A 26,803-nucleotide genomic window follows, 5' to 3' on the forward strand; every position below is an offset into this window, starting at 1 on the left:
ATGAACCGCCCCATCGATCCCTCCCTGCTGCACTCGTCCGAGGCCTTTGCGCATTACCTGAAGAACACCGCCTTCCGCGTGGACGAGCGCGCCGAGGCCGGTGCCCACACCCAGGGCCAGCGCGTGGGCATCAGCCGCCCGCATGAATCGGCCCATCTGCATGTGGCCGGCGAGGCCGCCTACATCGACGACCTGCCCGAGCTGGACGGCACGCTGCACTGTGCGCTGGGCCTGTCGCCCGTGGCCAATGGCCGGCTCAATGCGCTCAAGCTCGACGCCATCCGCGCCATGCCCGGCGTGGTGGCCGTGCTCACGGGCGAGGACATTCCCGGCGTCAACGACTGCGGCTCCATCATCCACGACGACCCCATCCTGTGCAGCGGCGAAATCCGCTACCTGGGCCAGCCGCTGTTCGCCGTGATCGCCGAAAGCCGCGAGGCTGCGCGCCTGGCTGCGGCCCAAGCCAAGGCGGCGGCCGACATCACGGCCGAGCCGCCCGTGCTCACGCCCCAGCAGGCGCATGAGCTGGGCCAGTACGTGCTGCCGCCCATGCACCTGGCGCGCAGCACGAATGAAGGCGGCGCTCGCCGCGCCATGGACGAGGCGCCGCACCGCCTGAAGTCATCGTTCTACGTGGGCGGCCAGGAGCAGTTCTACCTGGAAGGCCAGATCAGCTACGCCATTCCCAAGGAGGACGGCGCCGTCCACCTGTACTGCTCCACCCAGCACCCCAGCGAGATGCAGCATCTGGTGGCGCATGCGCTGGGCGTGGCCTCGCACGCCGTGCATGTGGAGTGCCGCCGCATGGGCGGCGGCTTCGGCGGCAAGGAGTCGCAGTCGGCCCTGTTCGCCTGCGTGGCCTCGGTGGCCGCGACGCGGCTGCGCCGCCCCGTCAAGCTGCGCCTGGACCGCGATGACGACTTCATGATCACGGGCCGCCGCCACTGCTTCTGGTACGAGTACGAGGTGGGCTACGACGACGAGGGCCGCATCCTCGGCGCCGAGATCTCCATGGTCTCGCGCGCCGGCCACTCGGCCGACCTGTCCGGCCCCGTGATGACGCGCGCGCTGTGCCACTTCGACAACACGTACTGGCTGCCCGATGTGTCCATGCACGGCTACTCCGGCAAGACCAATACCCAGAGCAATACGGCGTTCCGCGGCTTCGGCGGCCCGCAGGGCGCGATCGCCATCGAGAACATCATGGAGACGGTGGCGCGCGAGCTGGGACGCGATGCGCTCGATGTGCGCCGCGTCAACTTCTATGGCAAGACCGAGCGCAATGTCACGCCCTACAGCCAGGTCGTGACCGACAACGTGATCCACGAGCTGGTGGCCGAGCTGGAGACCTGCAGCGACTACCGCGCGCGCCGCGATGCCATCGCCGAGTTCAACGCGGCCAGCCCCGTGCTCAAGCGCGGCCTGTCGCTGACGCCGCTCAAGTTCGGCATCTCCTTCAACGTCAAGCACTTCAACCAGGCCGGCGCCCTGGTCCATGTCTACAACGACGGCTCCATCCTCGTGAACCACGGCGGCACCGAGATGGGCCAGGGCCTGAACACCAAGGTGGCCCAGGTCGTGGCGCACGAGCTGGGCGTGGGCTTCGGGCGCGTGCGCGTCACGGCCACCGACACCACCAAGGTGGCCAACACCTCGGCCACGGCGGCATCGACGGGGGCCGACCTCAACGGCAAGGCCGCGCAGGATGCGGCGCGCCAGATCCGCGAACGCCTGGCCGCCTGCGCCGCCGAGCGCCATGGCGGCCGCGCGCAGGACGTGCGCTTTGCCAACGATCAGGTCCACGTCAACGGCAAGGTGCTGGATTTCAAGGCCGTGGTGGGCGAGGCCTACATCGAGCGCGTGCAGCTGTGGTCCGACGGCTTCTATGCCACGCCCGGCCTGTCGTGGAACAAGGACACCATGCAGGGCCGGCCCTTCTTCTACTACGCCTACGGCGCGGCCGTGAGCGAGGTGGTGGTGGACACGCTGACCGGCGAGTTCAAGCTGCTGCGCGCCGACGTGCTGCACGACGTGGGCCGCTCGCTGAACCCGGCCGTGGACGTGGGCCAGGTCGAGGGCGCCTTCATCCAGGGCATGGGCTGGCTGACCACGGAAGAGCTGGTCTGGCACCCGCAAAGCGGCAAGCTCACCACGCACGCGCCCAGCACCTACAAGATCCCGACGGCCAATGACTGCCCGCCCGTGTTCAACGTGCGGCTGTTCGAGGGCGACAACTTCGAGGACTCCATCCACCGCAGCAAGGCCGTGGGCGAGCCGCCGCTGCTGCTGCCGTTCTCGGTGTTCTTCGCCATCCGCGACGCCGTCTCGGCCGCGGGCGGGCACCGCAGCAACCCGCCGCTGCAATCGCCGGCCACGCCTGAATCCATCCTGCGCGCCATCGAGGCCGTGCAGGCCGCCGGGAGCTGAGCGGACCGGCGCCGCCTCCTCATTCCTTGAATCCGCGCGCAGCGATGCGCGCCACCAGGTCCATGGCCGCCCGGCAGGGTGCCATGCCTTGTGCCGGCCTGGACAGCCGGTGCTCAACCCTGGGCGCTTTCACAACCGTTGCGCCCCGCATGCGAAAACAACACGGAGACAATGCGATGAACTGGATGGAACGGGTGTTCAAGCTCAGTGAGCACGGCACCAATGTAAGAACCGAGCTGGTCGCGGGCCTGACGACCTTTCTGACGATGGCCTACATCATCTTCGTCAATCCCTCGATCCTGGGGGATGCGGGGATGCCCAAGGGGGCCGTCTTCGTGGCCACCTGCCTGATCGCGGCGCTGGGCACGACCATCATGGCGCTGTACGCCAACTATCCCATCGCACTGGCGCCGGGCATGGGCCTGAACGCCTACTTCGCCTACGTGGTGGTGCTGCACATGGGCTTCACCTGGCAGGCCGCGCTGGGCGCGGTCTTCGTCTCGGGCTGCCTGTTCCTGCTGGTGACGCTGTTCGGCCTGCGGGAGCTGATCATCAAGGGCATACCGCAGTCCATACGCATAGCGATCACCGTGGGCATCGGCCTGTTCCTGGCGCTGATCGCGCTCAAGAGCGCGGGCATCGTCGCCGCATCGCCGGCCACCTTCGTGACCCTGGGCGACCTGCACAAGCCCGAAGTCATCCTGGCCTCGCTGGGCTTTCTGATCATCGTGGTGCTGGACCGCCTGAAGGTGCCGGGCGCCATCCTGATCGGCATCGTCGCCGTCACCGTGGCCTCGTTCTTCTTCGCAGGCAACGAGTTCCATGGCGTGTTCTCGGCGCCGCCCTCCATTGCGCCCACCTTCCTGCAGCTGGACATCAAGTCCGCGCTGACAGGTGGCATCCTCAACGTGGTGCTGGTGTTCTTCCTGGTCGAGCTGTTCGATGCCACGGGCACGCTGATGGGCGTGGCCAAGCGCGCGGGCCTGCTGGTGCCCAGCCGCATGGGACGCTTCAACCGCTCGCTGCTGGCCGACAGCGGCGCCATCTTCGCGGGCTCGTTGCTGGGCACCTCCAGCACCACGGCCTATGTGGAAAGCGCGGCCGGCGTGCAAGCGGGTGGCCGCACGGGCCTGACGGCGCTGACCGTGGCCGTGCTCTTCCTGTGCTGCCTGTTCCTGTCGCCGCTGGCCGGCGTGGTGCCCGGCTACGCCACGGCGCCTGCGCTGTTCTTCGTGGCCTGCCTGATGCTCAAGGAGCTGACCGAGATCGAATGGGGCGAGACCACCGAGGCCATCCCCGCCGCCGTCACGGCCCTGCTCATGCCCTTCACCTACTCGGTGGCCAATGGCCTGGCCTTCGGCTTCATCACCTATGCCGTGCTCAAGCTGTTCACGGGGCGCGCCAAGGAAGTGCACTGGATGGTGTGGCTGATCGGCGGCGTCTTCCTCTTCAAGTTCGTCTATATAGGCGGATAGCACCCCCTGAGGCGCTTACGCGCCTTCCCCCGTATGCACGGCGCCCTCTCTCGCTTCGCGGGAGGGGGACGACGCCCTCGCCGCGAGGCGGCTCTTGCTCGGCGTCCCTGCGTTTGGGCCGCGCCAGTTTCATAGGCTTTGGGCTCAGGCAAGATGTTTGGTGGGCCCATGCTTGGCGGATGCCTTGCATGGTTTTTTTATGCGGGGTGGATGGCGCCCAGGATGCGCGGGCCGCGTGCGCCCGTCACGGCGGGCAGGTTGCCCGGCAAACCCAGCAGGGCCTGGCGCGCCAGCCAGGCGAAGGCGGCGGCCTCCACCTGCTGAGGCGGCAGGCCGCGCGTGGCCGTGGTGTCCACGGCCACGCCGGGCAGCAAGGCGGCGATGCGCTGCATCAGTTGCGTGTTGAACGCACCTCCGCCGCAGACCAGCAGCTCGCCGCCGCCATGCCCGAAGCGCTGCACGGCACCGGCGCAGGCGCGGGCCGTGAATTCGGTGAGCGTGGCCTGCACGTCGGCAGGGCGGGCATCGGCGGCGCTGGTTGCACTGGCGGAAAGATGGCCGGCCAGCCAGTCGGCATGGAACAGGTCGCGCCCCGTGCTCTTGGGGGGCGGCTGCTGCAGGAAAGGCTCGGCCAGCAGGCGGTCGAGCAGGGCGGGCAGCACCTGGCCCGTGGCCGCCCATTGGCCGCCGTCGTCATAGGGCTGGCCCGTGTGCGCCTGGCACCATCCGTCCATCAGCGCATTGCCGGGGCCGCAGTCGAAGCCCAGCACCGTGCCATCGCCCGCCAGCACGCTGAGATTGGCAATGCCGCCGATGTTGAGCACCAGCACCGTCTCGCCGGGCCGGCCGAACACGCCCTGGTGGAAGGCGGGCACCAGCGGCGCGCCCTGGCCGCCTGCGGCCACGTCGCGGCTGCGCAGGTCGGCCACCACGGCAACGCCGCTGAGCTCGGCCAGCAGGGCCGGGCTGTTGAGCTGCAGCGTGTAGCCCGTGCCGTCGAACATCTGGGGCCGGTGGCGCACGGTCTGGCCGTGGGCGCCGATGGCGGCGATCTGCGCGGGCGCCAGGCCCGTGGCCTGCAGCAGTTCCCGCACCACCTCGGCATAGCTGCGCGCCAGCGCATTGGCCGCCAGCGCCGCGCGGTGGAGCTCGTCGCGGCCATCGGGGGTGTTCAGCGCCAGCAGCTCGGCGCGCAGCGCGGCGTCGAACCCCCGGCTGGCATGCCACAGCACCTGCGTGCCTTCGGCAAAGTCCACAAGCACGCCGTCCACCCCGTCAAGCGAGGTGCCGGACATCAGGCCTATGCAGTAGCGGTGGGCGATGGGGGAGGGGGTGGGCTGGTTCATGCCGGCAATGGTAGCCCTGTGGCCTGGGGCCCGCGATCACAAAAAGATGCGCCTGAAACAACAAAGGCTGCCAGGGCAGCCTTTGCGGGATGGGAGCGCGGTGGCTCAGCGTTCGCTGGCCAGGGCCAGTGCTTCGTTCGATGCCTGCAGCTCGATGCGCATCTGCGCGGCCATCTTGTCGAAGGCGGCGCGGCCGGCCTTGGAGACGGGGCGGGCGGCATCGGTGGCCTGGACGATGGTCATGGGATCGCGGTGCTCGCCGTTGACGCGGAACTCGAAGTGCAGGTGCGGGCCGGTGGCCCAGCCCGTGGAGCCCACGTTGCCGATGATGTCGCCCTGCTCCACGCGCTGGCCGCGCGTGACGCCGATGTGGCTCAGGTGGGCGTAGACCGTGGTGTGGTTGTTGGCGTGGTCCACGAAGATCACGTTGCCATAGCCGTTCTGCACACCCGCGAAGGAGACGGTGCCGTCGCCCACGGTACGCACCTTGGTGCCCGTGGCAGCGGCGAAGTCCGTGCCCAGGTGGGCGCGCCAGGTCTTGTGGATGGGGTGCATGCGCATGGCAAAGCCGCTGCTGATGCGCGAGAACTCCACGGGGGAGGTCAGGTAGGCCTGGCGGCGGCTCTTGCCGTCCATGGTGTAGTAGTCGCCCTTGGCCTTGCCTTCGTCCTGGAACCACAGCGCCTGCACGACCTTGCCGTTGTTGTGGAACTCGGCGCTGAGCACGCGGCCTGCGCGCAGCGGCTCGCCATCGGCTTCCAGCGATTCGTAGACCACGGAGAAGCGGTCGCCCTTGCGCAGGCTGCGGCGGAAGTCCACGTCGCCCTGGAAGATGTCGGCCATCTGCATGGCCACGGCATCGGGGATGGAGGCCGCGTCGGTGGCGGCGAACAGCGAGCTGCGGATGATGCCGCCGGCCAGGCGGGGCGAGGCCGTCAGCTTGCCCGTCTCGATGCGGGTGCTCAGTTCATTGTTCTTGCGCTCGAGCACAAGGCGGCGGAAGCTGCCGTCCTCGTCGGGCGCCCAGCGTACGGTCAGCTGCGACAGCTGGTGGTCGGGCGTGGTCTCGGCCGTCACCAGGCGGCCGGCGCGGCCCAGCACATGCTGGCGAACCTGGTCGTTGCCGCGCATGAAGGCGGCGGCGGCCGGATCGGCCACGCCCAGGCGCTGGAGCAGGGTTTCGGCCGTGTCGCTGCCGCGCGTGTATTCGGAACGGTACAGGGACATGCCCTGCACGCTGTCGGTCAGCTCGGCCAGGGTCTGGCCTTCGGCCAGCGATTCCACGGGCGTGGAGAGCATGCGCACCGGCAGGTCGGCCGGATCGGGTCCCAGGTTGGCCACGGCGAAGGCACCGCCGCCGCCCGTGAGCAAGATGGCTGCCAGTGCTGCGGTGACACGCTTGGGGTGTTGCTGGATCACGGAGGTCAGCCGCGCAACAAGAGCACCGCTGGCATGGTTCAAGCCATATTTCACAACATCAGATCCTTGGGTTGCGCGCATCCGGCCCTGCGGGGGACGGACAGCATCGCAGCGGCGGGATACGCTCTCCAGACGGGCAACAAGTCCGCGCTCTGCGGTGCGGATAGGCGGGCGTCTAGAATTCGCCGCAGCGGGAAAATCCCCGGAGTATACCGACGCAGTCCTACGCGGCCTGGCGAAAAACCCTTATGAATCAATCTGCTGTTACAACATACCCGGTCACCGACGGTGTAAGCCAAGCGCTTGAAACCACCCTGCGCGGCGTGGATGAGCTGCTGCCCCAGGCGGACTGGGTGCAAAAGCTGGCCCGTTCCGAGGCCACCGGCGTGCCGCTGCGCATCAAGCTGGGCCTGGACCCGACGGCGCCCGACATCCATCTGGGCCACACCGTGGTGCTCAACAAGATGCGCCAGCTGCAGGACCTGGGCCACCAGGTGATCTTCCTGATCGGCGACTTCACCACCCTGATCGGCGATCCTTCGGGCCGCAACAGCACGCGCCCGCCGCTGACGGCCGAGCAGATCAAGGTCAACGCCGAGACCTACTACACCCAGGCCGCCAAGGTGCTGGACCCCGCCCGCACCGAGGTGCGCTACAACAGCGAGTGGTGCGACAAGCTGGGCGCGCGCGGCATGATCGAGCTGTCGGCCAAGTACACGGTGGCCCGCATGATGGAGCGCAACGACTTCCACCAGCGCTTCACCGACGGCAGCTCCATCAGCCTGCACGAGTTCCTCTACCCGCTGCTGCAGGGCTATGACTCGGTGGCGCTGCGCGCCGACCTGGAGATGGGCGGCACGGACCAGAAGTTCAACCTGCTCATGGGCCGCCATCTGCAGCAGGAATATGGGCAGGACACGCAGTGCGTGCTCACCATGCCGCTGCTGGTGGGCCTGGACGGCGAGCACAAGATGTCCAAGTCCAAGAACAACTACATCGGCATCACCGAGGACGCCAACACCATGTTCGCCAAGGTGCTGAGCATCTCGGACACGCTGATGTGGAACTGGTACACCCTGCTGTCGTTCAAGAGCCTGGCCGAGATCGCCGCGCTCAAGGCCGAGGTGGAAGGCGGGCGCAATCCCAAGGACGCCAAGGTGCTGCTGGCCAAGGAGATCACGGCGCGTTTTCACAGCGCGGCGCTGGCCGATGCGGCCGAGCAGGATTTCAACAACCGCAGCAAGGGCGGCATTCCCGACCAGATCGACGAGGTCAGCCTGTCGGGCGCGCCGCTGGGCATCGGTGCCCTGCTCAAGCAGGCCAACCTGGCGCCCTCGACCAGCGAGGCCAACCGCCTGATCGACGGCGGCGGCGTGCGCGTGGACGGCACGGCCATCAGCGACCGGGGCCTCAAGCTCGAAGCCGGCACCTATGTGGTGCAGGTGGGCAAGCGCAAGTTTGCGCGCGTGACGCTGGGCTGATGCCCGCGCCGGGCCATGCGCCCGGCTGCACAGGAATGAAGGACGCCGGCATGCCCGCGTCCTTTTTTCATCGCCGGGCCGCACCAAGATGAAAACGGCCCCCTCGGGGGGCAGCGGACCTTGCGCAGCAAGGGGAGCGTGGGGGGGCATTTTTCAAGCCGGGGGCGATTCGACGGTTTCGCGCGTGACCTCGGCCTGCTCCTGCAGCCACCGGCAGAAGGCGGCCACCTCGGGACGCGCGGCGCTGCGCGGGCCCACGATCAGCCAGTAGGCCAGCGGCGATTCCAGCCGGTGCGCGGGCAGCACCTCGACCAGATCGCCAGCCGCCAGCGCATCGGCCACCAGCGGCAGCCGCGCAATCGCCAGGCCCTGTCCGGCCAGTGCGGCCTGCACGATCTGGTGGGCGTAGTTGAAGTACAGCCAGCGCGGCGGCTGCAGCTGGTCGCAGCCCTGCACGCCGAACCAGCGCTGCCAGCCCAGCCATTCCAGCTGGGGCATGCGGTGGGCGTCGCCGGTCTCGATCAGCGTGTAGCGCGCCGCGTCGGCCGGCGTCCTGAGCGGCGGGCCGCCGGCCAGCAGGCGCGGGCTGGCCACCACGGCCAATTGCTCGCCGAACAGGCGCTGCGCCTGGGGCCAGCCGTCGCCCGCGCGGCCGTAGCGCAGGGCCAGGTCCACGTCGGTGGTGTCCAGGTCCATCACGGTGTCGCTGGTGTCGATGCGGATGTCGATATCGGGCCAGGCGCGCTGGAACGACTCCAGGCGCGGGATCAGCCACATGGCGGCAAAGCTGGCCCAGGTGGTGATGGCCACGCTCTTGCGGCCCACGGTCTGGCGGATCTGGCGCACCGAGGCGTCGATCTGCTCCAGCGCGGGCGCCACCGAGCGCAGCAGCTGGGCGCCGGCCCCCGTCAGCTCCACGGCGCGCGTGTGGCGCAGGAACAGCGGCACGCCGACTTCATCCTCCAGCGACTGGATTTGGCGGCTCACGGCCGACTGCGTCAGCGACAGCTCGTCGGCGGCCGCGCGGAAATTCAGGTGCCGGGCCACGGCCAGGAAGGCACGCAGATGGCCGGCTCCGATGGCGCGTGTGCGCAGCAGGGGAACGGGTGCAGTGGTGGCATGGGGCATGGCGCCGCCAGCATACGTCAATCGTGTGACCGGCCGCAGCCCTTGGCGGGCAGATAATCGGCGGCGTTGCCGGCACAGGTTCTGGCGTTTTGGATGAATCACCTATGACAGCACCTCTGGATCTCGTCATCATGGCCGCGGGCAAGGGCACGCGCATGAAAAGCCGCCTTCCCAAAGTCCTGCAGCGCCTGGCGGGGCGCCCGTTGCTGGGCCATGTGCTGTCCACGGCGGCGCAGCTGGACGCGCGCTCGGCCGTGGTGGTCACGGGCCACGGCGCGGACCAGGTGGAGCCCGCCATGGCGGCGGCCTGCCAGGGCGGCTCCATGGCGCTGAAGTTCGTGCGCCAGGAGCCGCAGCTGGGCACGGGCCACGCGGTGCAGCAGGCCGTGCCCGCGCTGGCGGGCGACGGCATGGTCATCGTGCTCTCGGGCGATGTGCCGCTGACGCAGGCCGACACGCTGCGCGCCCTGGTCGATGCGGCCGATGGCCAGCGGCTGGCGCTGCTGACCGTGCGCCTGCCCGATCCCACAGGCTACGGCCGCATCGTGCGCGGCGAAGACGGCACGGTGCAGCGCATCGTCGAGCAAAAGGATGCCAATGACGCCCAGCGCGCCATCCAGGAAATCTACAGCGGCATCATGGCCGTGCCGGCCCGCCACCTGGCCGGCTGGCTGGCCCGCCTGACCAATGACAACGCCCAGGGCGAGTACTACCTGACCGACGTGGTCGCCATGGCCGTGGCCGACGGCGTGCCCGTGGTCGCGCACTGCATTGCCGACCCGGTGCAGGTGGCGGGCGTCAACAGCCCGCTGCAACTGGCCGAGCTGGAGCGAGCCCACCAGGGCGCCCAGGCCCGTGCGCTGATGGAGCAGGGCGTGCGCCTGGCCGACCCCGCGCGCTTTGATCTGCGCGACGACCCGCGCACGGGCCGCGCGGCACGCCTGGCCTGCGGGCAGGATGTGGAGATCGACGTGGGCTGCATCTTCAGCGGCCATGTGGAGATTGGCGAAGGTGCGCGCATCGGCGCCTATTGCAGCATTGCCAACGCCACGATTGCGGCGGGCGCCGTCCTCCATCCGTACACGCATGTCGATGGCGAGAAGGCCGGCGTCAGCGTGGGCGAGGGCGCCCTGGTCGGCCCGTTTGCGCGCCTGCGCCCCGGAGCGCAACTGGGCCGCGAAGTGCACATCGGCAACTTCGTCGAGGTCAAGAACTCCGTGCTGGCCGATGGCGCCAAGGCCAACCACCTGGCCTACCTGGGCGATGCCACGGTGGGCGAGCGCGTCAACTACGGTGCCGGCTCCATCACGGCCAACTACGACGGCGTGAACAAGCACCGCACGGTGATCGAGGCCGACGTGCACATCGGCAGCAATTGCGTGCTGGTGGCGCCCGTCACCATTGGCGCGGGTGGCACGGTGGGCGGCGGCTCCACGGTCACCAAGAGCACCGAGCCCGGCGTGCTCACGGTATCGCGGGGCAGGCAGGTGAGCATCACCAGCTGGAAGCGCCCAGTCAAACTGCCCAAGTCCTGAGACTTCCGAGACACGTGGGCTCGAGGGCCCGCATCGCCGGCGGGTCCCGTACGGGGTACGCCGATTTGCCGAATCTCCTGACCCTGTCCATGCCATGACGGAACCTTTCGCACCCCATCCGCCCCCCGACCCCGCCGCCGACCTGCAGGGCCCACCCCGCACGCTGCAGGATGCGCTGGAGCGCCTGGCCCAGCGCGAGCAGGAGCTGCAGGCCCTGCGCGCCGCGCAGCAGGAATGGCTGCATGCGGTGTCGCACGACCTGCGCGCGCCGCTGCGCCATGTGCTGTCCTTCGGCCCCCTGGTCGATGAGTTGCTGTCGCAGGCCGCGCCTTCGCCGCAGGAGCTGCAGGAGGCGCGCGGCTTCCTGCAGACCATGGACCAGTCGGCGCGCCGCATGGGCGGCATGCTCGACGGCCTGCTGGCCCTGTCGCGCGCCGCGCGCACGCCCATGCAGTGGCAGCCCGTCGCCTTGCAGGAGCTGCTGGAACAGGCGCGCACGGCCGTGCTGGCGCAGCCGCGCTGGGCGGCCTGCGGCGCGGCTGCGCGGCTGCAATGGAGCTTGCCGCAGCAAAGTCCCGCCGTGCGTGCCGACGCGGCCCTGCTGCGCCAGGTGCTGGAGGCGCTGCTGGACAACGCCGTCAAGTTCACCCGGCCCGTGGACCAGCCGCGCATTGCCATCGAGGTGGAGCGCCATGCCGACGGCGGCATCACGCTCAGCGTGACGGACAACGGCGTGGGGTTCGACCCCTCGCGTGCGGGAGCGCTGTTCGGCATCTTCCAGCGCATGCACCGCGAATCCGAGTTCCCCGGCCTGGGCACGGGCCTGGCCCTGGTGCGCGGCGTGATGCGTCGCCACGGCGGCGAGGCCACCATCCGCGCCACGCCTGCGGGCGGCTGCTGCGTTTGCCTGAACTGGCCCGGCGGCGAAGTGCGGCGCGCCGATCGCGGGCTCTGAGACCGCCTGCCGCTCGCGCCTGCCCTCAGATCAGCGTGTCGTCCGGCTCGGGCTGGTGCGTGGGGCGGGAGTCCCTGGTGTCCGGGCCCGTGTCGGAGCCAGTATCGGGGTCTGTGTCCGAGCCTGTTCCCGCTCGGGCAGGCGCGCTGCCGGCCATCAGCGGCGCGGCGGGAATCACCTGGTCGCGCCCGGCATCCTTGGCGCTGTAGAGCGCGCTGTCGGCCGCATTGATCCAGTCCTTGACCGACAGAAAGCTCGGGTCCGCCGCCGCCACGCCAATGCTGGCGCTCACGCGCAGCTGGGGATGCTCGCGCACGCGCAGCTGGCTCAACTGGTTGCGTATGCGCAGCGCCACCGCATAGGCGTCGTCCAGCTGGGTGTGCATGCACAGCACGGCGAACTCGTCGCCGCCATAACGGCCCGCTGCGTCGTGCGAGCGCAGGCAGTGCCGGATGGTCAGGCCTATGGCCTGCAGCACCTCGTCGCCCACGGTGTGGCCAAAGCTGTCGTTGATGCGCTTGAAGTGGTCTATGTCCACGATCAGCAGGCAGGCCGAGGCCTGCGTCTGCCGGTAGTCGCGCAGCGCGGCGCGGGCCTTTTGCCACCAGTAGTCCCGGCTGTACAGCGTGGTCAGCGGGTCGATGCGGCTGAGCACCTGCAGCTTCACGTTCTGGCGCGCCAGCTTGCGCACCAGCTGGCGCGTGGACCAGCTGGAGAACACGCTGTGCAGCAGGAGCAGGGGCAGCATGCTCAGCTGCACGGCCAGGCTGGCCTCCCAGTCGGGCACGGGTCGCAGCAGCAGGGCCACCAGCGCGGCGGCCAGCAAGGTGGCCACCAGCGATTGCAGCCAGCCGTCGCGCGTGGCCGTGTGGTTGCGGTCGGCAATGCTGATGGCCAGCAGCGCAATGCTGGGCAATGCGCAGAAATGCATCACGGGAATCCAGCTGCCGATGATCAGCGCGTCTATCTGCAGATTGGCGTGTTCGGCGCGGTGGCTGTCACGGCTGTGGCGGGCGTGCAAAAAGGCGATGTGCGGCCAGACCAGGGCGCTGACCAGCACAAAGCCCCAGACCGCCGGGCTGGCGCCCATCTCGGTCATGGCCGTGCCCACGACGAGGCCGCCCAATGCCATGCTGGAGACGCGCAAGGGGTAGGTTCGGCGATGGATGCGCTGGCGCAAGGACATGGCGGTGCGAGCCGAGTGCGCGCCGATTGCCTAGCGCGTCAGAAAGTGTTGTTGCATCAATTTGTATCATTGTCCCCGTGCGTGCGCAACGCCTTAAAGTTTAACGTTGCCCAAAGTTGGCGTTCGGGACACATTGCAGGCCTCTTGTCCTACGCGGGCCCGATGCAGCGTAGCTTCCTGATGAGCACAAATACTCACAAAATCAAGGCTCCTGGCCTCATTCGGCGGCTGTTCCGGGATTTGTGGACGGCAGCGGCATGGCGGTGGAAAACTTGGCGCGCTTGACGCTGAAAAAACTCTTGACATTGCGCACGTTGGCGTCGCCCGTGAATAGCGCGCGGCTCAACTCCAGATAGGCCGGCATGTCGGGCGCGGCCACCACAAGGATGAAATCAGGCCCGGCCGACACGCGCCAGCACTGCTGCACGGCGTCCAGCGCCACGGCGCGGCGCTCGAAGCTGTCCAGCGAATCACTGTCCTGGCGGTCCAGCGAGACTTCCACAATGGCCTGCAGCCCGTGGCCCAGGGCGGCGGCCAGGCGTTCCGGCTGGAGGATGGCCACCTGCCGCTCGATCAGCCCGGTCTCCTGCAACCGCCGCACGCGGCGCAGGCAGGTGGGCGGCGACAGCTGCAGCAGCGCGGCCAGGGCCTGGTTGCTGCGGCTGGCATCGACCTGCAGCAATTGCAGCAACCGCAGATCGGTGGCGTCCAGTTCTATGGAATTTTGTGTCATTGAATTCTGTGAATTGAAATAATATTTCTTGTGCTGGTTTTGATGAAATATTAGTTCAATAGACAAAGAAATTTGGCGAGAAATTTCTTTTCAACCTGCGTAGCATCCGTCGTCATCTCGAAACAAGGAGCTTGTCCATGTGTGGCATCGTCGCAGCGGTTTCCTTCCGCGATATCGTCCCCGTTCTCGTCCAGGGCCTGCAGCGCCTGGAATATCGCGGCTATGACTCCTGCGGCGTGGCCGTGCAGGCGCTGGACGCCCAGGGCGTGCACAGCCAGGGCCTGCAGCGCGCCCGTTCCACGGCGCGCGTGGCCGAACTCATGGCCCAGGTGCAGCAGGACAAGGTCATCGGCCACACCGGCATTGCCCATACCCGCTGGGCCACGCATGGCGAGCCGGCCGTGCGCAACGCCCATCCGCATTTCAGCCACGGCCCTGGCGTCTCGCCCGTGGCCGACACCGACCAGCCGGCCCGCGTGGCCCTGGTGCACAACGGCATCATCGAAAACTACGAAGCCCTGCGCGCCGAGCTGCAGTCCAAGGGCTATGTCTTCGCCAGCCAGACCGATACCGAGGTCATCGCCCACTTGGTGGACAGCCTCTACGGCGGCGACCTGTTCGAGGCCGTGCAGGCCGCCACGCAGCGGCTGCATGGTGCCTTCGCCATCGCCGTCATGCACAAGGACGAGCCGCAGCGCGTGGTCGGCTCGCGCGCCGGCTCGCCGCTGATCCTGGGCGTGGGCCAGGACGGCGCCGAACACTTCCTGGCCAGCGACGCCATGGCCCTGGCCGGCGTGACCGACCAGATCGTCTACCTGGAAGAGGGCGACATCGTGGACCTGCAGCCCGGCCGCTACTGGCTGGTGGGCAAGGGCGGCGAGCGCCTGGCGCCCGAGCAGCGCCCCGTGCGCACCGTGCACGCCCACAGCGGCGCGGCCGAGCTGGGTCCCTACCGCCACTACATGCAAAAGGAAATCTTCGAGCAGCCGCGCGCCATTGCCGACACGCTGGAAGGCGTGCAGGCCATCGTGCCCGAGCTGTTCGACGGCGCGGGCTCGGACGGCAAGTCCGGCGCCTCGGCCTGGCGCGTGTTCAAGGAAATCGACCGCGTGCTCATCCTGGCCTGCGGCACCAGCTACTACAGCGGCTGCACGGCCAAGTACTGGATCGAAGCGCTGGCCGGCCTGCCCTGCAGCGTGGAAGTGGCCAGCGAGTACCGCTACCGCACCAGCGTTCCCCATCCCAAGACCCTGGTCGTCACCATCAGCCAGTCGGGCGAGACCGCCGACACCCTGGCCGCGCTGCGCCACGCGCAGAGCCTGGGCATGAAGCACACGCTGACCGTCTGCAACGTGGCCACCAGCGCCATGGTGCGCGAATGCGAGCTGGCCTACATCACGCGCGCCGGCGTGGAGATCGGCGTGGCCTCCACCAAGGCCTTCACCACCCAGCTGGCGGGCCTGTTCCTGCTGACCCTGGCCCTGGCGCAGTCGCAAGGGCGCCTGAGCGAGGAAAAGGAGCAGCAGTACCTGGCCGCCATGCGCCACCTGCCCGTGGCCCTGCAATCGGTGCTGGCGCTGGAGCCCCAGGTCATCAGCTGGTCCGAGGACTTCGCCAAGCGCGAGAACGCGCTCTTCCTGGGCCGTGGCATCCACTACCCGATTGCGCTGGAAGGCGCGCTCAAGCTCAAGGAAATCAGCTACATCCACGCCGAGGCCTATCCGGCGGGCGAGCTCAAGCACGGCCCGCTGGCCCTGGTGGACAGCGCCATGCCCGTGGTCACGGTCGCGCCCAACGACGAGCTGCTGGAAAAGCTCAAGAGCAACATGCAGGAAGTGCGCGCGCGCGGCGGCGTGCTCTATGTGCTGGCCGATGCCAAGACCAACATCGAGAGCAGCGAAGGCATGCACGTCATCCGCATGCCCGAGAACTACGGCGCCCTGAGCCCCATCCTGCACGTGGTCCCGCTGCAGCTGCTGGCCTACCACACGGCCTGCGCACGCGGCACCGACGTGGACAAGCCGCGCAATCTGGCCAAGAGCGTGACGGTGGAGTGAGGCAGAGGGTTGAGGGCACCAGGGCGCAGGTCGTGACCTGCCCTGGTCTCCGTGCCCCTGTGCGAAATGTCCGTCGGACACCCGGCGGCTGGCCTACCTGCGGTATCGCAACATGGGGCTGCGCACGCTGTGGCCGGTCCTACGGCTGAGCCGCATGCCTGGTCCCACACTGGTTACCAGCGCAGTGCATATCTGCGCTGCAGTCGGGCGCTTCGTTTGACGCGCCTCTTTGACCACCATGTGAAGGAGATACCCATGGCTCAGCAAAACGACCAGCAACAGCAGCAGCAAAACAACCCGCAGCAGCAGAACCCGAACCAGCAAAACCCGGGACAGCAGCAGCAGGACAACCCCCAGCACAAGCAACCTGGCCAGAACCAGCCAGGCCAGCAGCAGCCCAATCAGCCCCGCTGACGGGCTGGGCGGCGTTCCGTTTGACGTGAGGATGGAACCATGAAACAGCTTCTTCCCACGAGAGGCCCGCGGCATCCGGTCCATGTTCCCATGCAGATGGGGCAACCCATCACGGACAGGAACTACAGCCAGATGCAGTGCAAGGCGAACGTCCGCCAACAAGGGCAGCCTTTGCGCCAGCCACAGCAACGCTGATTGATCGCAGCCAGCGCTGGTGCAGCGCTCCCTGGAACCGGCCGCCTTCGGGCGGCTTTTCCGTGTCGAGGGCCTGCCCCTGGCAGGGGCCGCCGGAGATCTCCCCGCAAAATGACGCCTTTCCAGCATCAACCCCCAAGGATTTCAACGATGACACTGCAGCGCCCCTGTTTCGTTTTGCCGACCCTGGTGCTCGCCCTGGGATTGTCAGGGTGTGCCGCGCCGCCTTCCAGCGGGCAGCTTGAGAAGGAGGAAGCGGAGCAGGCAAAGGCGCTGTGGGTGATCAGCGAAGCCTTGAAGGCCAACATGGCCGTGGTGCTGGTGGCTGATCTGACGCCGCACAAGTCGCTGGCCGACGCCGATGGCATGTCGAAGTGGACTCCCAACGTGGTCTGGACCCATGAGGACAAGCCGGAGATCGTGTTTGGCCGCAAGTTCCAGAACAACGCGCTGCAGCGCGACCCCAAGACCACCTATCTGTTCAAGGCCTTCGAGGTCCATGTGCTGCCGCCGGGCAAGTACCTGATGACGGGGGGTGACGACTACCGGCTCAATGCCCAGCTTGACCAGCTGGGCGCCAAGGCCGGGGCCGCCGGCTCAGGCCGTGGCACCCTTGGAACGGCCACGTTGTCGCCGGAAACCTATCGCCAGTTCTATACCGAGATGAACTGGAAAGAGGGCACGACGCACTCGCAGAGCCGGATCGAGAAGTACTGCACCACGGTGCACCGCGCCTCGGGCAATTGCGTGGCCTGGGGCGAGCGCATGGTCACCGACAGCACGCCGGGCATGGCGGCGGGCTACTACCAGGACACGGATTCGCGCGACATTCCCGCACTCAAGGTCCAGGTGCGCGTGCCGCCCAGGCAGGCGCTGGCCAGCTTCACGCTGGAGGGCGGCCAACTGGTGCTGAGCCAGCGTTCGCACCTGAAGACGCCCAGCTACCAGTTCCGCCAGGCAGGCTGCCGCAAGGTGGCGGCCGAGAAGGTGGAATGCCCGCTGGAAGACTTCACCGTCCACACACTGCCGCCGCCCATGGAGTTCACGCGCAACTATCTGGCCACGCGCGCCAATCTCAACGCCGAGCAGGAAAAGCTGATGGCACGCCTGGTGCCCATGCAGGTCACCACGCTGGGCCGCCAGGGCGCGGCCGACCCGGTCTGGGGCACGCCGATCTCGCTGCGCAAGGGGCCATGAAGCCGGGGCGCAGCCGGCGCCCGCCTACCGGCGGCGCCGGGTTGCGCACCTTTGCTGAAAGGCTCGCATGCTTGAAGGAGCCAGTCAGCCTCAGTACTTGAACCTGGCACTCACCATCAGCGTGCGCGGGCTGCCGAAGCTCAGCAGCTGCGCGTTCGGCGTGGTGCCCTGGACGTAGTCCTTGTCCAGCAGGTTCTTGATGGCCAGGCTCAGGCCCCATGACTTCGCTTCATAGCCCAGGTTCAGGTCGAGCAGGGTGTACTTGGCCAGGTTGACGAAGGCCGTGCCGCGCTGCGCCGTGCGGGCGCCCTGCATGCGCAGGCCTGCTCCCATGTTCCAGCCCAGGCGGTCGGGGTTGAAGTAGTACTGCGTGAAGACGGAGCCCGCGTTCTTGGGCACATGGTTGATGCGCTTGCCGATTTCGCTGGCCGTCAGGCTTTGGGAGGTCCGGGCCGAGGGAATGTAGCTGTAGGCGGCCGAGACATTCCATTGCCGCGTCAGCGAGGCGACGACTTCCGCTTCGAAGCCCTTGGTGGTCTGCTCGCCGGTCTGGACGGCGTAGCCCAGCGTGGCGTCGTTCTCGGTGACGTTCTTGCGCCGCAGGTCATACACCGCCAGATAGCCTTGCACGCGCCGGTCCAGGGCCTGGAATTTCACGCCCAGTTCGGTCTGCTTGCCTTCCTCGGGATTGAGCAGCGTGCCGTTGATGCCGGCATCCGTCACGGGCATGAAGGAGGTGGAGTAGCTGACGTAGGGTGCCAGGAACTCGCTGGCCTGGTACATCAGCGAGGCGCTGCCCGTGAAGGCGGTGTTGCTGTTGCTGACCGAGCCGCCGGCCAGCCTGTCCTGGATTTCCACGCGCGTCCAGTCATGGCGGCCGTTCAGGCCGACGATCCATTTCTCGTCGATCTTGATGGTGTTGCGCAGGTACAGGCCCACGTACTGGCTGTAGGTCAGGTTGTGGGAGGGCTTGCCCTCCTTGATGGAGGTGACGCCATAGACCGGGTTGTCGGCGTTGAAGGGGTTGATGTTGTCCACGCGCTGGTAGTAGTCGCTGCGCTCTCGCATCATGTCGATGCCGGCGGTCAGCTCGTAGTTCACGCGGTCGAATCGGAAGTTGCGCTCCAGGTAGTTGTCCAGGGCGATGTTGACGTCCTGCTTGTCCTGGTAGTTGATCTGGCGCGCCACCAGGGGGAACCTGGCATTGGCCGCCGCAAAGACCGAGTTGCTCAGGCTGCTGCCCTTGGTGAGCGCGAAGTTCTGGCGGAACACCCATTCGTTGTCGAAGTAGTGCGCGTAGTTGGCGCCCAGGCGGTAGGAGTCCACCTCGTAGCTGCGGTCGGGTTCGCCGATGAAGACATTGCGCCCGTACTTCTCGTAGTTCTGCGGAATGCCCTGGTTGCGGATGTAATTGCGGTGCTGGTAGCTGGCGATGACGGACAGCTCGTTCCTGCCATCCAGGTCGAAGTTGTACGAGCCCGCCAGGTACTGGTTCTTGAAGTAGACATAGTCCGTGGGATCGTTCTGGTCGGACGCGCGGCCCACGATGCGAAAGGCGCCCTTGCGGCTTGCGTCGGGCGAGTAGTTCAGGTCGAAGTTGGCCTCCTTCAATCCATAGCTGCCCACGCTGATGCCGGCGCGCGAGAACGACTCGGCCTGCGGGCGCTTGGTGGTCAGGTTGACCAGGCCGCCCGGCAGGGCCAGGCCGAAGCCCACCGAGGTGGGGCCCTTGACCACTTCGATGGAGCCGATGCCGAAGATGTCCTCGGAGCGCAGCACGTTTGTGGAGGTCTGCGCCCGCAGGCCGTCCACATAGGTTTGCGCGCTGGAGATCTGGCCGCGGATGATGAAGTCATCCCAGCCGCGCCGGCCGTACGAGCCGGACGCCACGCCGGCCACGCTCTCCAGCGCCTCGGCCACGGACCTGACCTGTTTTTCCTCGATCTGGCGCTGGGTCACCACACTGATGGACTGCGCGGTCTCGAACAGCGGCGCATCGGAGCGCAGCACGCCCGTGGTTTTGCGGGCGACGAAGTTGTCTTCGTTGTTCTGCTGCTTCTCGGCCTGGATCTGCACGGTTTCCAGTTGCGTGGACGGTGCGTCGGCGGCCTGGGAGAAAGCCATCGCGGGGATGGTGGCCAGGGCAAGGCACAGGCCGGAACGGGACATGCCGGCAATGGGGGGGAGGGTGTGGAAGGAGGAAGGCATGCGCAATGGCCAGTCAATAGAGGAAAAAAGCGTTTGGCGGGGCGTTCGGCGAGGCGATAAGCGGCGGAGATAAGTTCATGGAGGTGATGCGTGATGCGCGGCATCGCATGCGGCTGCGGGCCGGGACAGACACAAAAAAGGAAAGGCCGGGGGCGGGGCTGGCGCGCGCTCAGAACTCGACCGTGGCGCGCAGCAGCACCTGGCGCGCGTCGCCCATCGAGATGAAGTAGGTGTTGGCGCTCGACGGGTAGTAGGTGCGGTCGAACAGGTTCTTCACGTTGAGCTGAAAGCGCGTCCTGTAGCCGTTGATCCGCGTGTCATACGTGGCAAAGGCATGGGCCACGGTGTAGCCCGGCAGCCAGAAGGAGTTGGCCGAGTCGCCGGGCCGCCTGCCCACGTACTGCAGGCCGCCGCCCACGCGCAGCCGACCCTCGCCCAGCACATCGCCCAGCACCTGGCCAAAGTCGTACACGGCCGACAGCGAGGCCGTCTGCCGCGCCACGTTCCACAGCTGGTTGCCCTGGTAGAGCGGGTCCTGCGTGGTCTTGGCATCCACATAGGCAAAGGCCGCGATGGCGCTCCAGTGGCGGCCCAGTTCGCCGGCCACATCCACCTCCAGCCCGCGCGATCGCGCCGCGCCCGAGGTGCGCCAGTCGGTCAGCTTGGTGGCGTCGTTGAACTGGGACACCAGCACGTTCTTCTTGCGGATGTCGAACAGCGCCAGCGAGCCGGTGAGCTGCCCTGGCAGGTCCAGCTTGGCGCCGGCTTCCCAGGACCGGGCTTCCTCGGGCGCCACGCCCGAGTCGATCACGGTGCCGCTGGCCAGCGGCGCGATGGTGGAGGTGGGCCTGAGCGACTGCGAGTAATTGCCGTAGAGCGACAGGCCGCTGGCCAGTTGGTAGACCAGGCCGGCGCGCGGCAGCCAGGCCGTGCCGTCGGCCTGGGTGTTGGCCTTGAACGGGCGGCCCCGGCCGGCGGTCTGGCGCCAGGTCTGGTAGCGCAGGCCGGTCGTCAGCACCCAGCGGTCGCCCAGGTGGATGGCGTCCTGCAGGAACAGCGACTGGTTGTGCAGCTGGTCCCTCTGGTCGCTGTCGCTGGCCGAGACGGTGGCCGAGGGCTGCTCCAGCCCATAGACGGGATTGGTGTAGCTGAAGGTGGAGGTGACGGCCTGGCGCAGCAGGTCGGAGCGGTAGATCAGCCGGTACTCGGCATCGGCGCCGAACTGCAGGTCATGGCGCAGGCCGGCCAGCTGCACGCTGCCGTCCACATAGGCCGAGCCATAGCTGTCGGTGCTGAGTGCGCCGTGCGTGGCGTCGTTGCTGCGCTGCAGGGTGCCGCGCGCGGTGTTCACGCCGTTCACGCGCAGCTGGTTGGCGTCGTAGATCTCGCGGTTGTAGCTCAGGTTCAGGTGGGCGGCCCAGCCGCTGCCCAGGCGGTGGTCCACGGAGAGCTGGGCCAGGTGGGTCTCGCCCGTCATCTGGTTGAAGGGCTCGTCCAGCCGGCGCGTGGCCGGAAGGTCCAGCGGGCGCCGGGTGACCGGGTCCAGCGCCGTGCCGCGATCGAAGGGCGTCAGGTACTTGCGGTACTCGTACCAGAGCACGGCCTGCGTGTCGTCGCCATACCAGGCCAGCGACGGCGCCACCAGCGTCTCGCGGTGCTGGCCGAAGTTGCGCCAGTAGTCCTCGTCCACATGGTCGACGACCAGGCGGTAGGCCAGACCGTTCTCACCGATGGGGCCGGTGGTGTCCAGCGTGGCGCCCGTGCCGTTGCGCCCGCCCGCGTAGCCCGAACCCTGCAGCGACAGCGCCGTGCGCTGGCGCAGCTGCGGCTTCTTGCTGACCACGTTGATCACGCCGCCCGGGTCCATGAGGCCGTACAGCAGCGAGGACGGGCCCTTGATCACTTCCACGCTCTCGGCGGCGGCGTTCATGCCGCGCCCCTGTACCAGGGGCATGCCGTTGTGCATGACGGAGCCGTCGCGGTTGGTGCCGAAGCCGCGCTTCATGATGGTGTCCTGCGTGCTGGCCAGGGTGTTGCCCTGGGTGACGCCGCTGACATTGGCCAGCGCCTCGTCCAGGTTGCGCGGGCGCTGGTCGCGGATCACCTGGGCCGGCACCACGTTAACCACCTGCGGGATCTCCAGCACGGGCGCCGTGGTGCGCAGGCTGGAGGCATCGGGCGTGGGCTGGTAGCGCTCGTCGGCATCGACCGGGGCAGGGGCCGCCCGGGCCACGACGCGCACGGCGGGCAGCTCGGTGGCGTCGGCCGCTGCAGCGCCGGCCGTGGCGGGCATGGCCGCCTTGCGCACGATGAATTCACCCGCGCCGCCTTCCACCGCCTCCAGCCCGGAGCCCGCCAGGATGGCCGCAAAGCCCGCGCCCACGGTATAGCTGCCGCGCAGGCCGCCCGACTGCCGCTGGCGCGTGCTGGCCGGGTCATAGGACAGGGCCACGCCTGCGGCCGCCGCAAACTGCCCCAGCACCGAGGCCAGCGGGCCGGCCCCGATCTCATAGGCCCTGGCGGCCTGGCGGGTCTGCGCCAGGGGCTCGGCCGCATGGCCGGGGGCCGCACATGCCACCGCCGCAGCCAGCAGGCAGGTCAGCGCCGCGCGGGCGGGTGTCGGTGTGAAGGGCGTTTGCATTCGGGTTTCCTGGCCATGAACAGCGGTGAGACAAGGGCTTTCATGAAGGGAGCCGAACGAGATCGCAAAAGATGAAAACTGGCCGCAAGGTTTTTTTGTGCGGCATGGGCAAGCCCCTAGGCCGGTACCAGGGTCAGCCAGTAGCGCGACAGGCTGGCCGCGCGCACCGGGAAGGCGCGCGTGATGACGGCCAGCGCCTTGTCCGTGTCGGCCAGGGGAAACACGCCGGACACGCGCAGGCCGGCCACGGCCGGGTCGCAGGCCAGGCGGCCGGGCCGGTAGCGTGCGAGTTCGCGCACCACGTCGTCCAGCCGCCAGCCGTCCACGATGAGGCTGCCGCCCACCCAGCTGACCAGAGCCGGGTCGGCGGCCTGGGCGGGCAGCATGCCGTTGCGGCTGAAGCTGGCCTGCTGGCCGGCCTGCAGCCGCAGACTGCGGCTGGGGTCCTGCAGGGGCTGGATTTCCACGGCGTCCTGCAGCACGCTCACCACGGTGTCACCGCCCTCGCCACCCTCGCTGCGCACGGTGAAGCGCGTGCCCAGCGCCAGGATGCGGCCCTGCGGCGTGTGCACCATGAACGGGCGGCCATCCTTGGCGCCCGCGCCGGGCCCGGCCAGGGAATGGGCGGTCTGCACCAGGATCTCGCCCTCGCGCAGCACCAGCAGCCGGCGCGTGGGGTCCATGGACACATCCACCGAGGTCCGGGTGTTCAGCGTCAGCTCGGACCCGTCGGCCAGCGTGACGGTGCGGCGCTCGCCCGTGCCGGTGCGGTAGTCGGCCAGCCAGGAGCGCACGCCGCCCTGCTCGCCGGCCAACTGCCATGACAGGCCCGCCACGGCCCCGCTGCCCACCAGTGCGCCGATGCCGCGCAGCACCCGGCGGCGGCTGCGCCGGCTGGCCTGCAGCGTGGAGGCGGCCAGGTGGCCCGGCACGCGCTGCAGCATGGACTGCAGGGCGTCGAAATGCTGCCATGCGCGCTGGTGCTCGGGGTGGGACTCATGCCAGCGCTTCCAGGCGGCACGGTCGGCGTCGGTGGCATCGCCGGAGCACAGTCGGGCGTACCAGGCAATGGCTTCCTGGCGGATGCGGGCCTGTGCCTGGGCTGGGATGGTGGTGTGGGTGGGCGGGTGTGCAGCCGCGTCCAGGGCGCTGTCGCTGTTCGAGGGCAAGGCCGTCATGCGCCGTCTGCCACGATGAGGTAGCAGTGCTCCAGCGCCTTGAGCATGTAGTTGTTGACGGTGCGCACGGTCACCTGCAGCCGGGCGGCGATCTGCGCATAGGTCAGGCCTTCGAGCTGGGAGAGGATGAAGGCCTGGCGCACGGCGGGCTTCATGCCGTCGAGCATGGCGTCGATGGCCACCAGGGCCTCCAGCACGATGGCCCGCGCCTCGGGCGAAGGCGCCTGCGGCTCGGGCAGGGCGGCCAGCGACTCCAGGTAGGCCCGCTCCAGCGCCCGGCGCCGGTGAAAGTCCACCACCAGGCCGTGGGCGATGGTGGTCAGGTAGGCGCGGGGGTCCACCGGGTCCGCCCGCTCCTTGCGGCCGAGCAGGCGCACGAAGGTGTCGTGGGCCAGGTCGGCGGCATGGTGGGAACAGCCCAGTTTTCTGCGCAGCCAATCGCGCAGCCATCGGTGATGGTCACGATAGAGCGACTGGACCTCGTTGTGCAGCGCGAATTCGCCGGATGACATGCTGACCCCCACAACCGCAAAGATGAATCCCCTGATATCAATGACTTAATGCGATTGGTTCTCATTTTAACCAGGGGGTCGTCCGGGCTGCACGGGTGGGTATTGGCAGGCCCCGGCGATCGGTGCCTGCCCGCAGGTCACCAGGTGTGCGCGTAGCTGATCTTCAGCACCGTGCCGGCCGCTGGCAGGCGGCTGGTGTTGTTGTTGCTGCGCAGCAGCTGGCTGTAGAGCGGGAAGTACTGGCGGTTGAACAGGTTTTCCACGCCCAGGGACACGCGGTTCTTGGGGTCGATCTTCCACTGGCTGATCAGGTCCACCGTGGTGTAGCCCCGCGTGTCATAGCGGCCAAAGCCGGTCTTGCCGTCCAGGCGGTAGTCCTTGGCGGCATACGAGGTTGCCTGCAGGCGGTGGCTCCAGCGGGCATCGGGCCGGTACTCCACATAGGCCGTCAGCTTGAGCGGCGGGATGCGAAAGCCCGTCATGTCCTGGTAGCCGCTGGCGGCCTGCGGCAGCTCGCGGCCCTTCATCCAGGTGAAGCTGCCGCCCGCGCTCCAGTGGCCGTCATCGCTGAAGTAGTCCAGGCCGCCTTCGATGCCGTGGATCTTCTCGCGGGTGCGCAGCAGGGACAGGCCGTTGTTGAAGCTTTGCACGGCGCCCAGGTTGGAGCGCGACTGGAAGACGCTGAGATTGGCCATCACGTTGGAGAACTTGCCGCGCCAGCCCATTTCATAGGTGTTGGTCTTGACCGCCTGCAGGTTGGAGTTGCCCAGGTTGAAGGCCGGCGTGGCATTGCGCACCACCACGCCGATGTCCGGCAGCTCGAAGCCCTGGCTGTACGAGGCATAGAACTCCTGGCCCTTCACCGGCGTGAAGACCGTGCCCAGGTTGTAGGTCCAGGCGTTGTACTGGACGGTGCCGCCATTCACGGACTGGGGGTTGGGCACCCGCGATTGCGACAGCGGCGTGAAGTCGTTGAAGCTGGCCTGGGCGCGGTCGTAGCGCAGGCCGCCTTCGGCCGACCATTGGTCGCTGAACTGGTGCTGCAGCTGGGCGAAGGCGCCGATGCTGCGCGTGGTGACCGGGGGCATGTAGACCAGGCGGCCGGTCTTGTTGAAGACCAGGCCGCCGCTGGCGTCATAGGCCCTGGGGTCGAAGATGTCGATGGGCATGTCGGTGCGCTCCTGGTGGAAGTCCGCACCCCAGATCAGCAGGCTTTTCTTGCCGGCGCCCAGCGGCGTCTTCAGTGTCAGGCGCCCGCCAAAGACCTCGGAGTTCTGCATGGACTGATCGACATTGGCGCCCCGCACCGGCACGGCGCGCGCGTCGAAGGGCGCAAACCGCGTGAAGAAATCCCGGTAGTAGAGCTGGGCGGCCAGCGTGCTGCCTGCGATGTCCCGGTTCTCGTAGTCCAGGCCCAGCATGGTGTTCTTGATCTGGTTCTGGTCGGCCAGCACCAGGCCCTTGATGGGGCGGGCCGCCGCCGTTCCGGCCGGCAGCCGTGCCACCGATGGGTCGGAGGCGTAGTCCGTATCCTGGGCCGCGTTGTAGTGGCTGGCGGTCAATTGCAGGCGCTGGTCGGCATCTAGCTTGAAGCCGATCTTGGCCGAGGCGTTGTAGATGTTGGAGTCGAACAGGTCGCCCTGGCTGGGCTCGGGCGCAATGCGGTTGCCCTTGGCGTCAAAGGCACCGCCCATGTGTTTTGCGCCCAGACTCACCGAGTAGTCGACCACCTCGCCGCCGCCGGACAGGTAGTGCTGCACCTCGCCGCCCAGCCCCGCGCCGCGCAGGCGGGACAGGGGGGCCGAGCCGGTGACGATGGTCTCGGCCCGCGTCTCGCCAGAGGGCCGCTTGGTGCGGATGGAGACAATGCCGCCCGCCGCACCGCTGCCGTAGATGGCGCTGCTGCCGCGCAGCACCTCGATCTGCTCGATGTCGGCCGGGTTGATGTTGGCCAGGTTCCTGGACGAATCGCGGTTGGTGTTCAGCGGAACGCCGTCCACCAGGACCAGCATGTTGCGGCCCCGCAGCGTCTGGCCGTAGTCGGTGATGGTGTGGCTGGAGTCCGCCATGCCAGGCACCACCTTGCTGAGCATGGTGGCCAGGCTGTCCGAGCCCTGGCGCAGCTGCTCCACCTCCTGGCCTTCCAGGATCGTGACCTGCCGCGAGGGCGCGACCAGGTTGTTCTGCGTGCGCGCGGTCACCGTGATGGCGGCAAGTTCCGTGGCCTCTGCTGCGGCTGGGGCTGCGGCCGGCGCTGCGGGCACGGCCGCTGCAGCGGACGGCGCCTGGCGGGCCGCCGCAGGCAGCTTCTCCAGCGCATAGTTGCCCGCACCCACGCGGCGTGCTGTCCAGCCTGACGTGTTCAGCAGCTGCGCAAAGCCGTCCTCCACGGAGAACGTGCCGGACAGGCCGCGTGTCTCCATGCCACCGAGCTGCTGCAGGTCCATGCCCAGGTTCACGCCTGCCTGTGCGGCAAAGGCCATCAGCGCCGGGCCCAGCGGACCCGGCTGGATCTGGTAGCTCCGGGCAGCGGCGCTGGCGGCCGGCTCGGCCGCCTGGACTGGCAGCGCGTGCAGCAGCAGCGAGGTGCTGACGGCCAGGGCCGCCAAGGCGGTGGCGCGCAGGCTGGCGCGTGGTCCGGCGGTGGAAGAAGGGGAGTGCATGGTGTTCTGTCCTCTGGGCGGTCGATGAAAGTGCTTTTCACACCCCTTGACAG

The 26,803-nt window shown here is 68.2% G+C and carries 18 protein-coding genes; 8 read left to right on the top strand and 10 right to left on the bottom strand.

Translation table 11 applies throughout. The annotated features are described in order from the left end of the window. Both xdhB and IB269_RS21555 read left to right on the top strand, forming a co-directional pair. Entirely contained in the window at positions 1 to 2,427 is a 2,427-nt protein-coding gene (gene xdhB / locus IB269_RS21550; protein WP_192368259.1) for a xanthine dehydrogenase molybdopterin binding subunit, read from the top strand. Positions 2,428 to 2,603: 176 nt separating this feature from the next. After that, positions 2,604 to 3,902 carry an NCS2 family permease gene (locus IB269_RS21555; RefSeq protein ID WP_012207705.1) on the top strand — a complete coding sequence of 433 codons (1,299 nt, stop codon included), beginning with the start codon at positions 2,604 to 2,606 and terminating at the stop codon, positions 3,900 to 3,902. A gap of 197 nt (positions 3,903 to 4,099) precedes the next feature. On the opposite strand, the gene IB269_RS21560 is transcribed toward IB269_RS21555, so the two are convergent. Both IB269_RS21560 and IB269_RS21565 read right to left on the bottom strand, forming a co-directional pair. After that, the gene (locus tag IB269_RS21560) at positions 4,100 to 5,248 is read right to left on the bottom strand and encodes an anhydro-N-acetylmuramic acid kinase (protein ID WP_192368260.1); all 1,149 of its coding nucleotides are present in this window, start codon (positions 5,246 to 5,248) and stop codon (positions 4,100 to 4,102) included. Positions 5,249 to 5,353: 105 nt separating this feature from the next. Then, on the bottom strand, positions 5,354 to 6,748 hold the full coding sequence (locus tag IB269_RS21565; protein ID WP_192368261.1) for a peptidoglycan DD-metalloendopeptidase family protein: 1,395 nt from the start codon (positions 6,746 to 6,748) through the stop codon (positions 5,354 to 5,356). Between the two features lie 167 nt (positions 6,749 to 6,915). Here IB269_RS21565 and tyrS point away from each other — a divergent pair, with 167 nt between their 5' ends. Then, positions 6,916 to 8,148, top strand: a complete 1,233-nt coding sequence (gene tyrS / locus IB269_RS21570) for a tyrosine--tRNA ligase (RefSeq protein WP_012207702.1) — start codon at positions 6,916 to 6,918, stop codon at positions 8,146 to 8,148. A 153-nt stretch (positions 8,149 to 8,301) separates the two neighbouring features. Here tyrS and IB269_RS21575 read toward each other — a convergent pair whose 3' ends face one another. Then, positions 8,302 to 9,276 (bottom strand): LysR substrate-binding domain-containing protein, encoded by a 975-nt coding sequence (locus IB269_RS21575; RefSeq protein ID WP_012207701.1) that lies wholly within the window; start codon positions 9,274 to 9,276, stop codon positions 8,302 to 8,304. 104 nt (positions 9,277 to 9,380) lie between these two features. On the opposite strand from IB269_RS21575, the gene glmU reads away from it, so the two are divergent. After that, positions 9,381 to 10,811 (top strand): bifunctional UDP-N-acetylglucosamine diphosphorylase/glucosamine-1-phosphate N-acetyltransferase GlmU, encoded by a 1,431-nt coding sequence (gene glmU, locus IB269_RS21580; protein ID WP_034397314.1) that lies wholly within the window; start codon positions 9,381 to 9,383, stop codon positions 10,809 to 10,811. Positions 10,812 to 10,905: 94 nt separating this feature from the next. Continuing rightward, complete coding sequence (locus tag IB269_RS21585) at positions 10,906 to 11,766, top strand: sensor histidine kinase (protein WP_097205651.1); 861 nt, start codon at positions 10,906 to 10,908, stop codon at positions 11,764 to 11,766. A 25-nt stretch (positions 11,767 to 11,791) separates the two neighbouring features. On the opposite strand, the gene IB269_RS21590 is transcribed toward IB269_RS21585, so the two are convergent. Further along, positions 11,792 to 12,952: a sensor domain-containing diguanylate cyclase gene (locus IB269_RS21590; RefSeq protein WP_096914160.1), complete on the bottom strand. Its 1,161-nt coding sequence runs from the start codon at positions 12,950 to 12,952 to the stop codon at positions 11,792 to 11,794. A gap of 217 nt (positions 12,953 to 13,169) precedes the next feature. Continuing rightward, on the bottom strand, positions 13,170 to 13,685 hold the full coding sequence (locus tag IB269_RS21595; RefSeq protein ID WP_012207697.1) for an Lrp/AsnC family transcriptional regulator: 516 nt from the start codon (positions 13,683 to 13,685) through the stop codon (positions 13,170 to 13,172). A 137-nt stretch (positions 13,686 to 13,822) separates the two neighbouring features. On the opposite strand from IB269_RS21595, the gene glmS reads away from it, so the two are divergent. From glmS to IB269_RS21610, 3 genes are all read left to right on the top strand, one after another. Continuing rightward, positions 13,823 to 15,742, top strand: coding sequence for a glutamine--fructose-6-phosphate transaminase (isomerizing) (gene glmS, locus IB269_RS21600; RefSeq protein WP_065347280.1), 1,920 nt, complete (start codon positions 13,823 to 13,825; stop codon positions 15,740 to 15,742). A 255-nt stretch (positions 15,743 to 15,997) separates the two neighbouring features. Next, positions 15,998 to 16,156 carry a hypothetical protein gene (locus IB269_RS21605; protein ID WP_016448437.1) on the top strand — a complete coding sequence of 53 codons (159 nt, stop codon included), beginning with the start codon at positions 15,998 to 16,000 and terminating at the stop codon, positions 16,154 to 16,156. 345 nt (positions 16,157 to 16,501) lie between these two features. Continuing rightward, positions 16,502 to 17,548 carry a hypothetical protein gene (locus IB269_RS21610; RefSeq protein ID WP_071956951.1) on the top strand — a complete coding sequence of 349 codons (1,047 nt, stop codon included), beginning with the start codon at positions 16,502 to 16,504 and terminating at the stop codon, positions 17,546 to 17,548. 90 nt (positions 17,549 to 17,638) lie between these two features. Here IB269_RS21610 and IB269_RS21615 read toward each other — a convergent pair whose 3' ends face one another. The 5 genes from IB269_RS21615 to IB269_RS21635 all read right to left on the bottom strand — a co-directional run bounded on the left by IB269_RS21615 (position 17,639) and on the right by IB269_RS21635 (position 26,750). Continuing rightward, positions 17,639 to 19,756: a TonB-dependent siderophore receptor gene (locus tag IB269_RS21615; protein WP_192368262.1), complete on the bottom strand. Its 2,118-nt coding sequence runs from the start codon at positions 19,754 to 19,756 to the stop codon at positions 17,639 to 17,641. A 169-nt stretch (positions 19,757 to 19,925) separates the two neighbouring features. Beyond that, on the bottom strand, positions 19,926 to 22,397 hold the full coding sequence (locus IB269_RS21620) for a TonB-dependent siderophore receptor (protein WP_192368263.1): 2,472 nt from the start codon (positions 22,395 to 22,397) through the stop codon (positions 19,926 to 19,928). Between the two features lie 116 nt (positions 22,398 to 22,513). After that, positions 22,514 to 23,575, bottom strand: coding sequence for a FecR domain-containing protein (locus tag IB269_RS21625; RefSeq protein ID WP_192368264.1), 1,062 nt, complete (start codon positions 23,573 to 23,575; stop codon positions 22,514 to 22,516). Next, complete coding sequence (locus IB269_RS21630; RefSeq protein ID WP_012207690.1) at positions 23,572 to 24,087, bottom strand: sigma-70 family RNA polymerase sigma factor; 516 nt, start codon at positions 24,085 to 24,087, stop codon at positions 23,572 to 23,574. The genes IB269_RS21625 and IB269_RS21630 overlap by 4 nt, the downstream gene beginning before the upstream one ends. A 137-nt stretch (positions 24,088 to 24,224) precedes the next feature. Continuing rightward, positions 24,225 to 26,750 (bottom strand): TonB-dependent siderophore receptor, encoded by a 2,526-nt coding sequence (locus IB269_RS21635; RefSeq protein WP_192368265.1) that lies wholly within the window; start codon positions 26,748 to 26,750, stop codon positions 24,225 to 24,227. Between the last annotated feature and the right edge of the window lie 53 nt (positions 26,751 to 26,803).

This window comes from Delftia sp. DLF01 (assembly GCF_014852125.1).
Taxonomy (GTDB): Bacteria; Pseudomonadota; Gammaproteobacteria; order Burkholderiales; family Burkholderiaceae_C; genus Comamonas; species Comamonas acidovorans.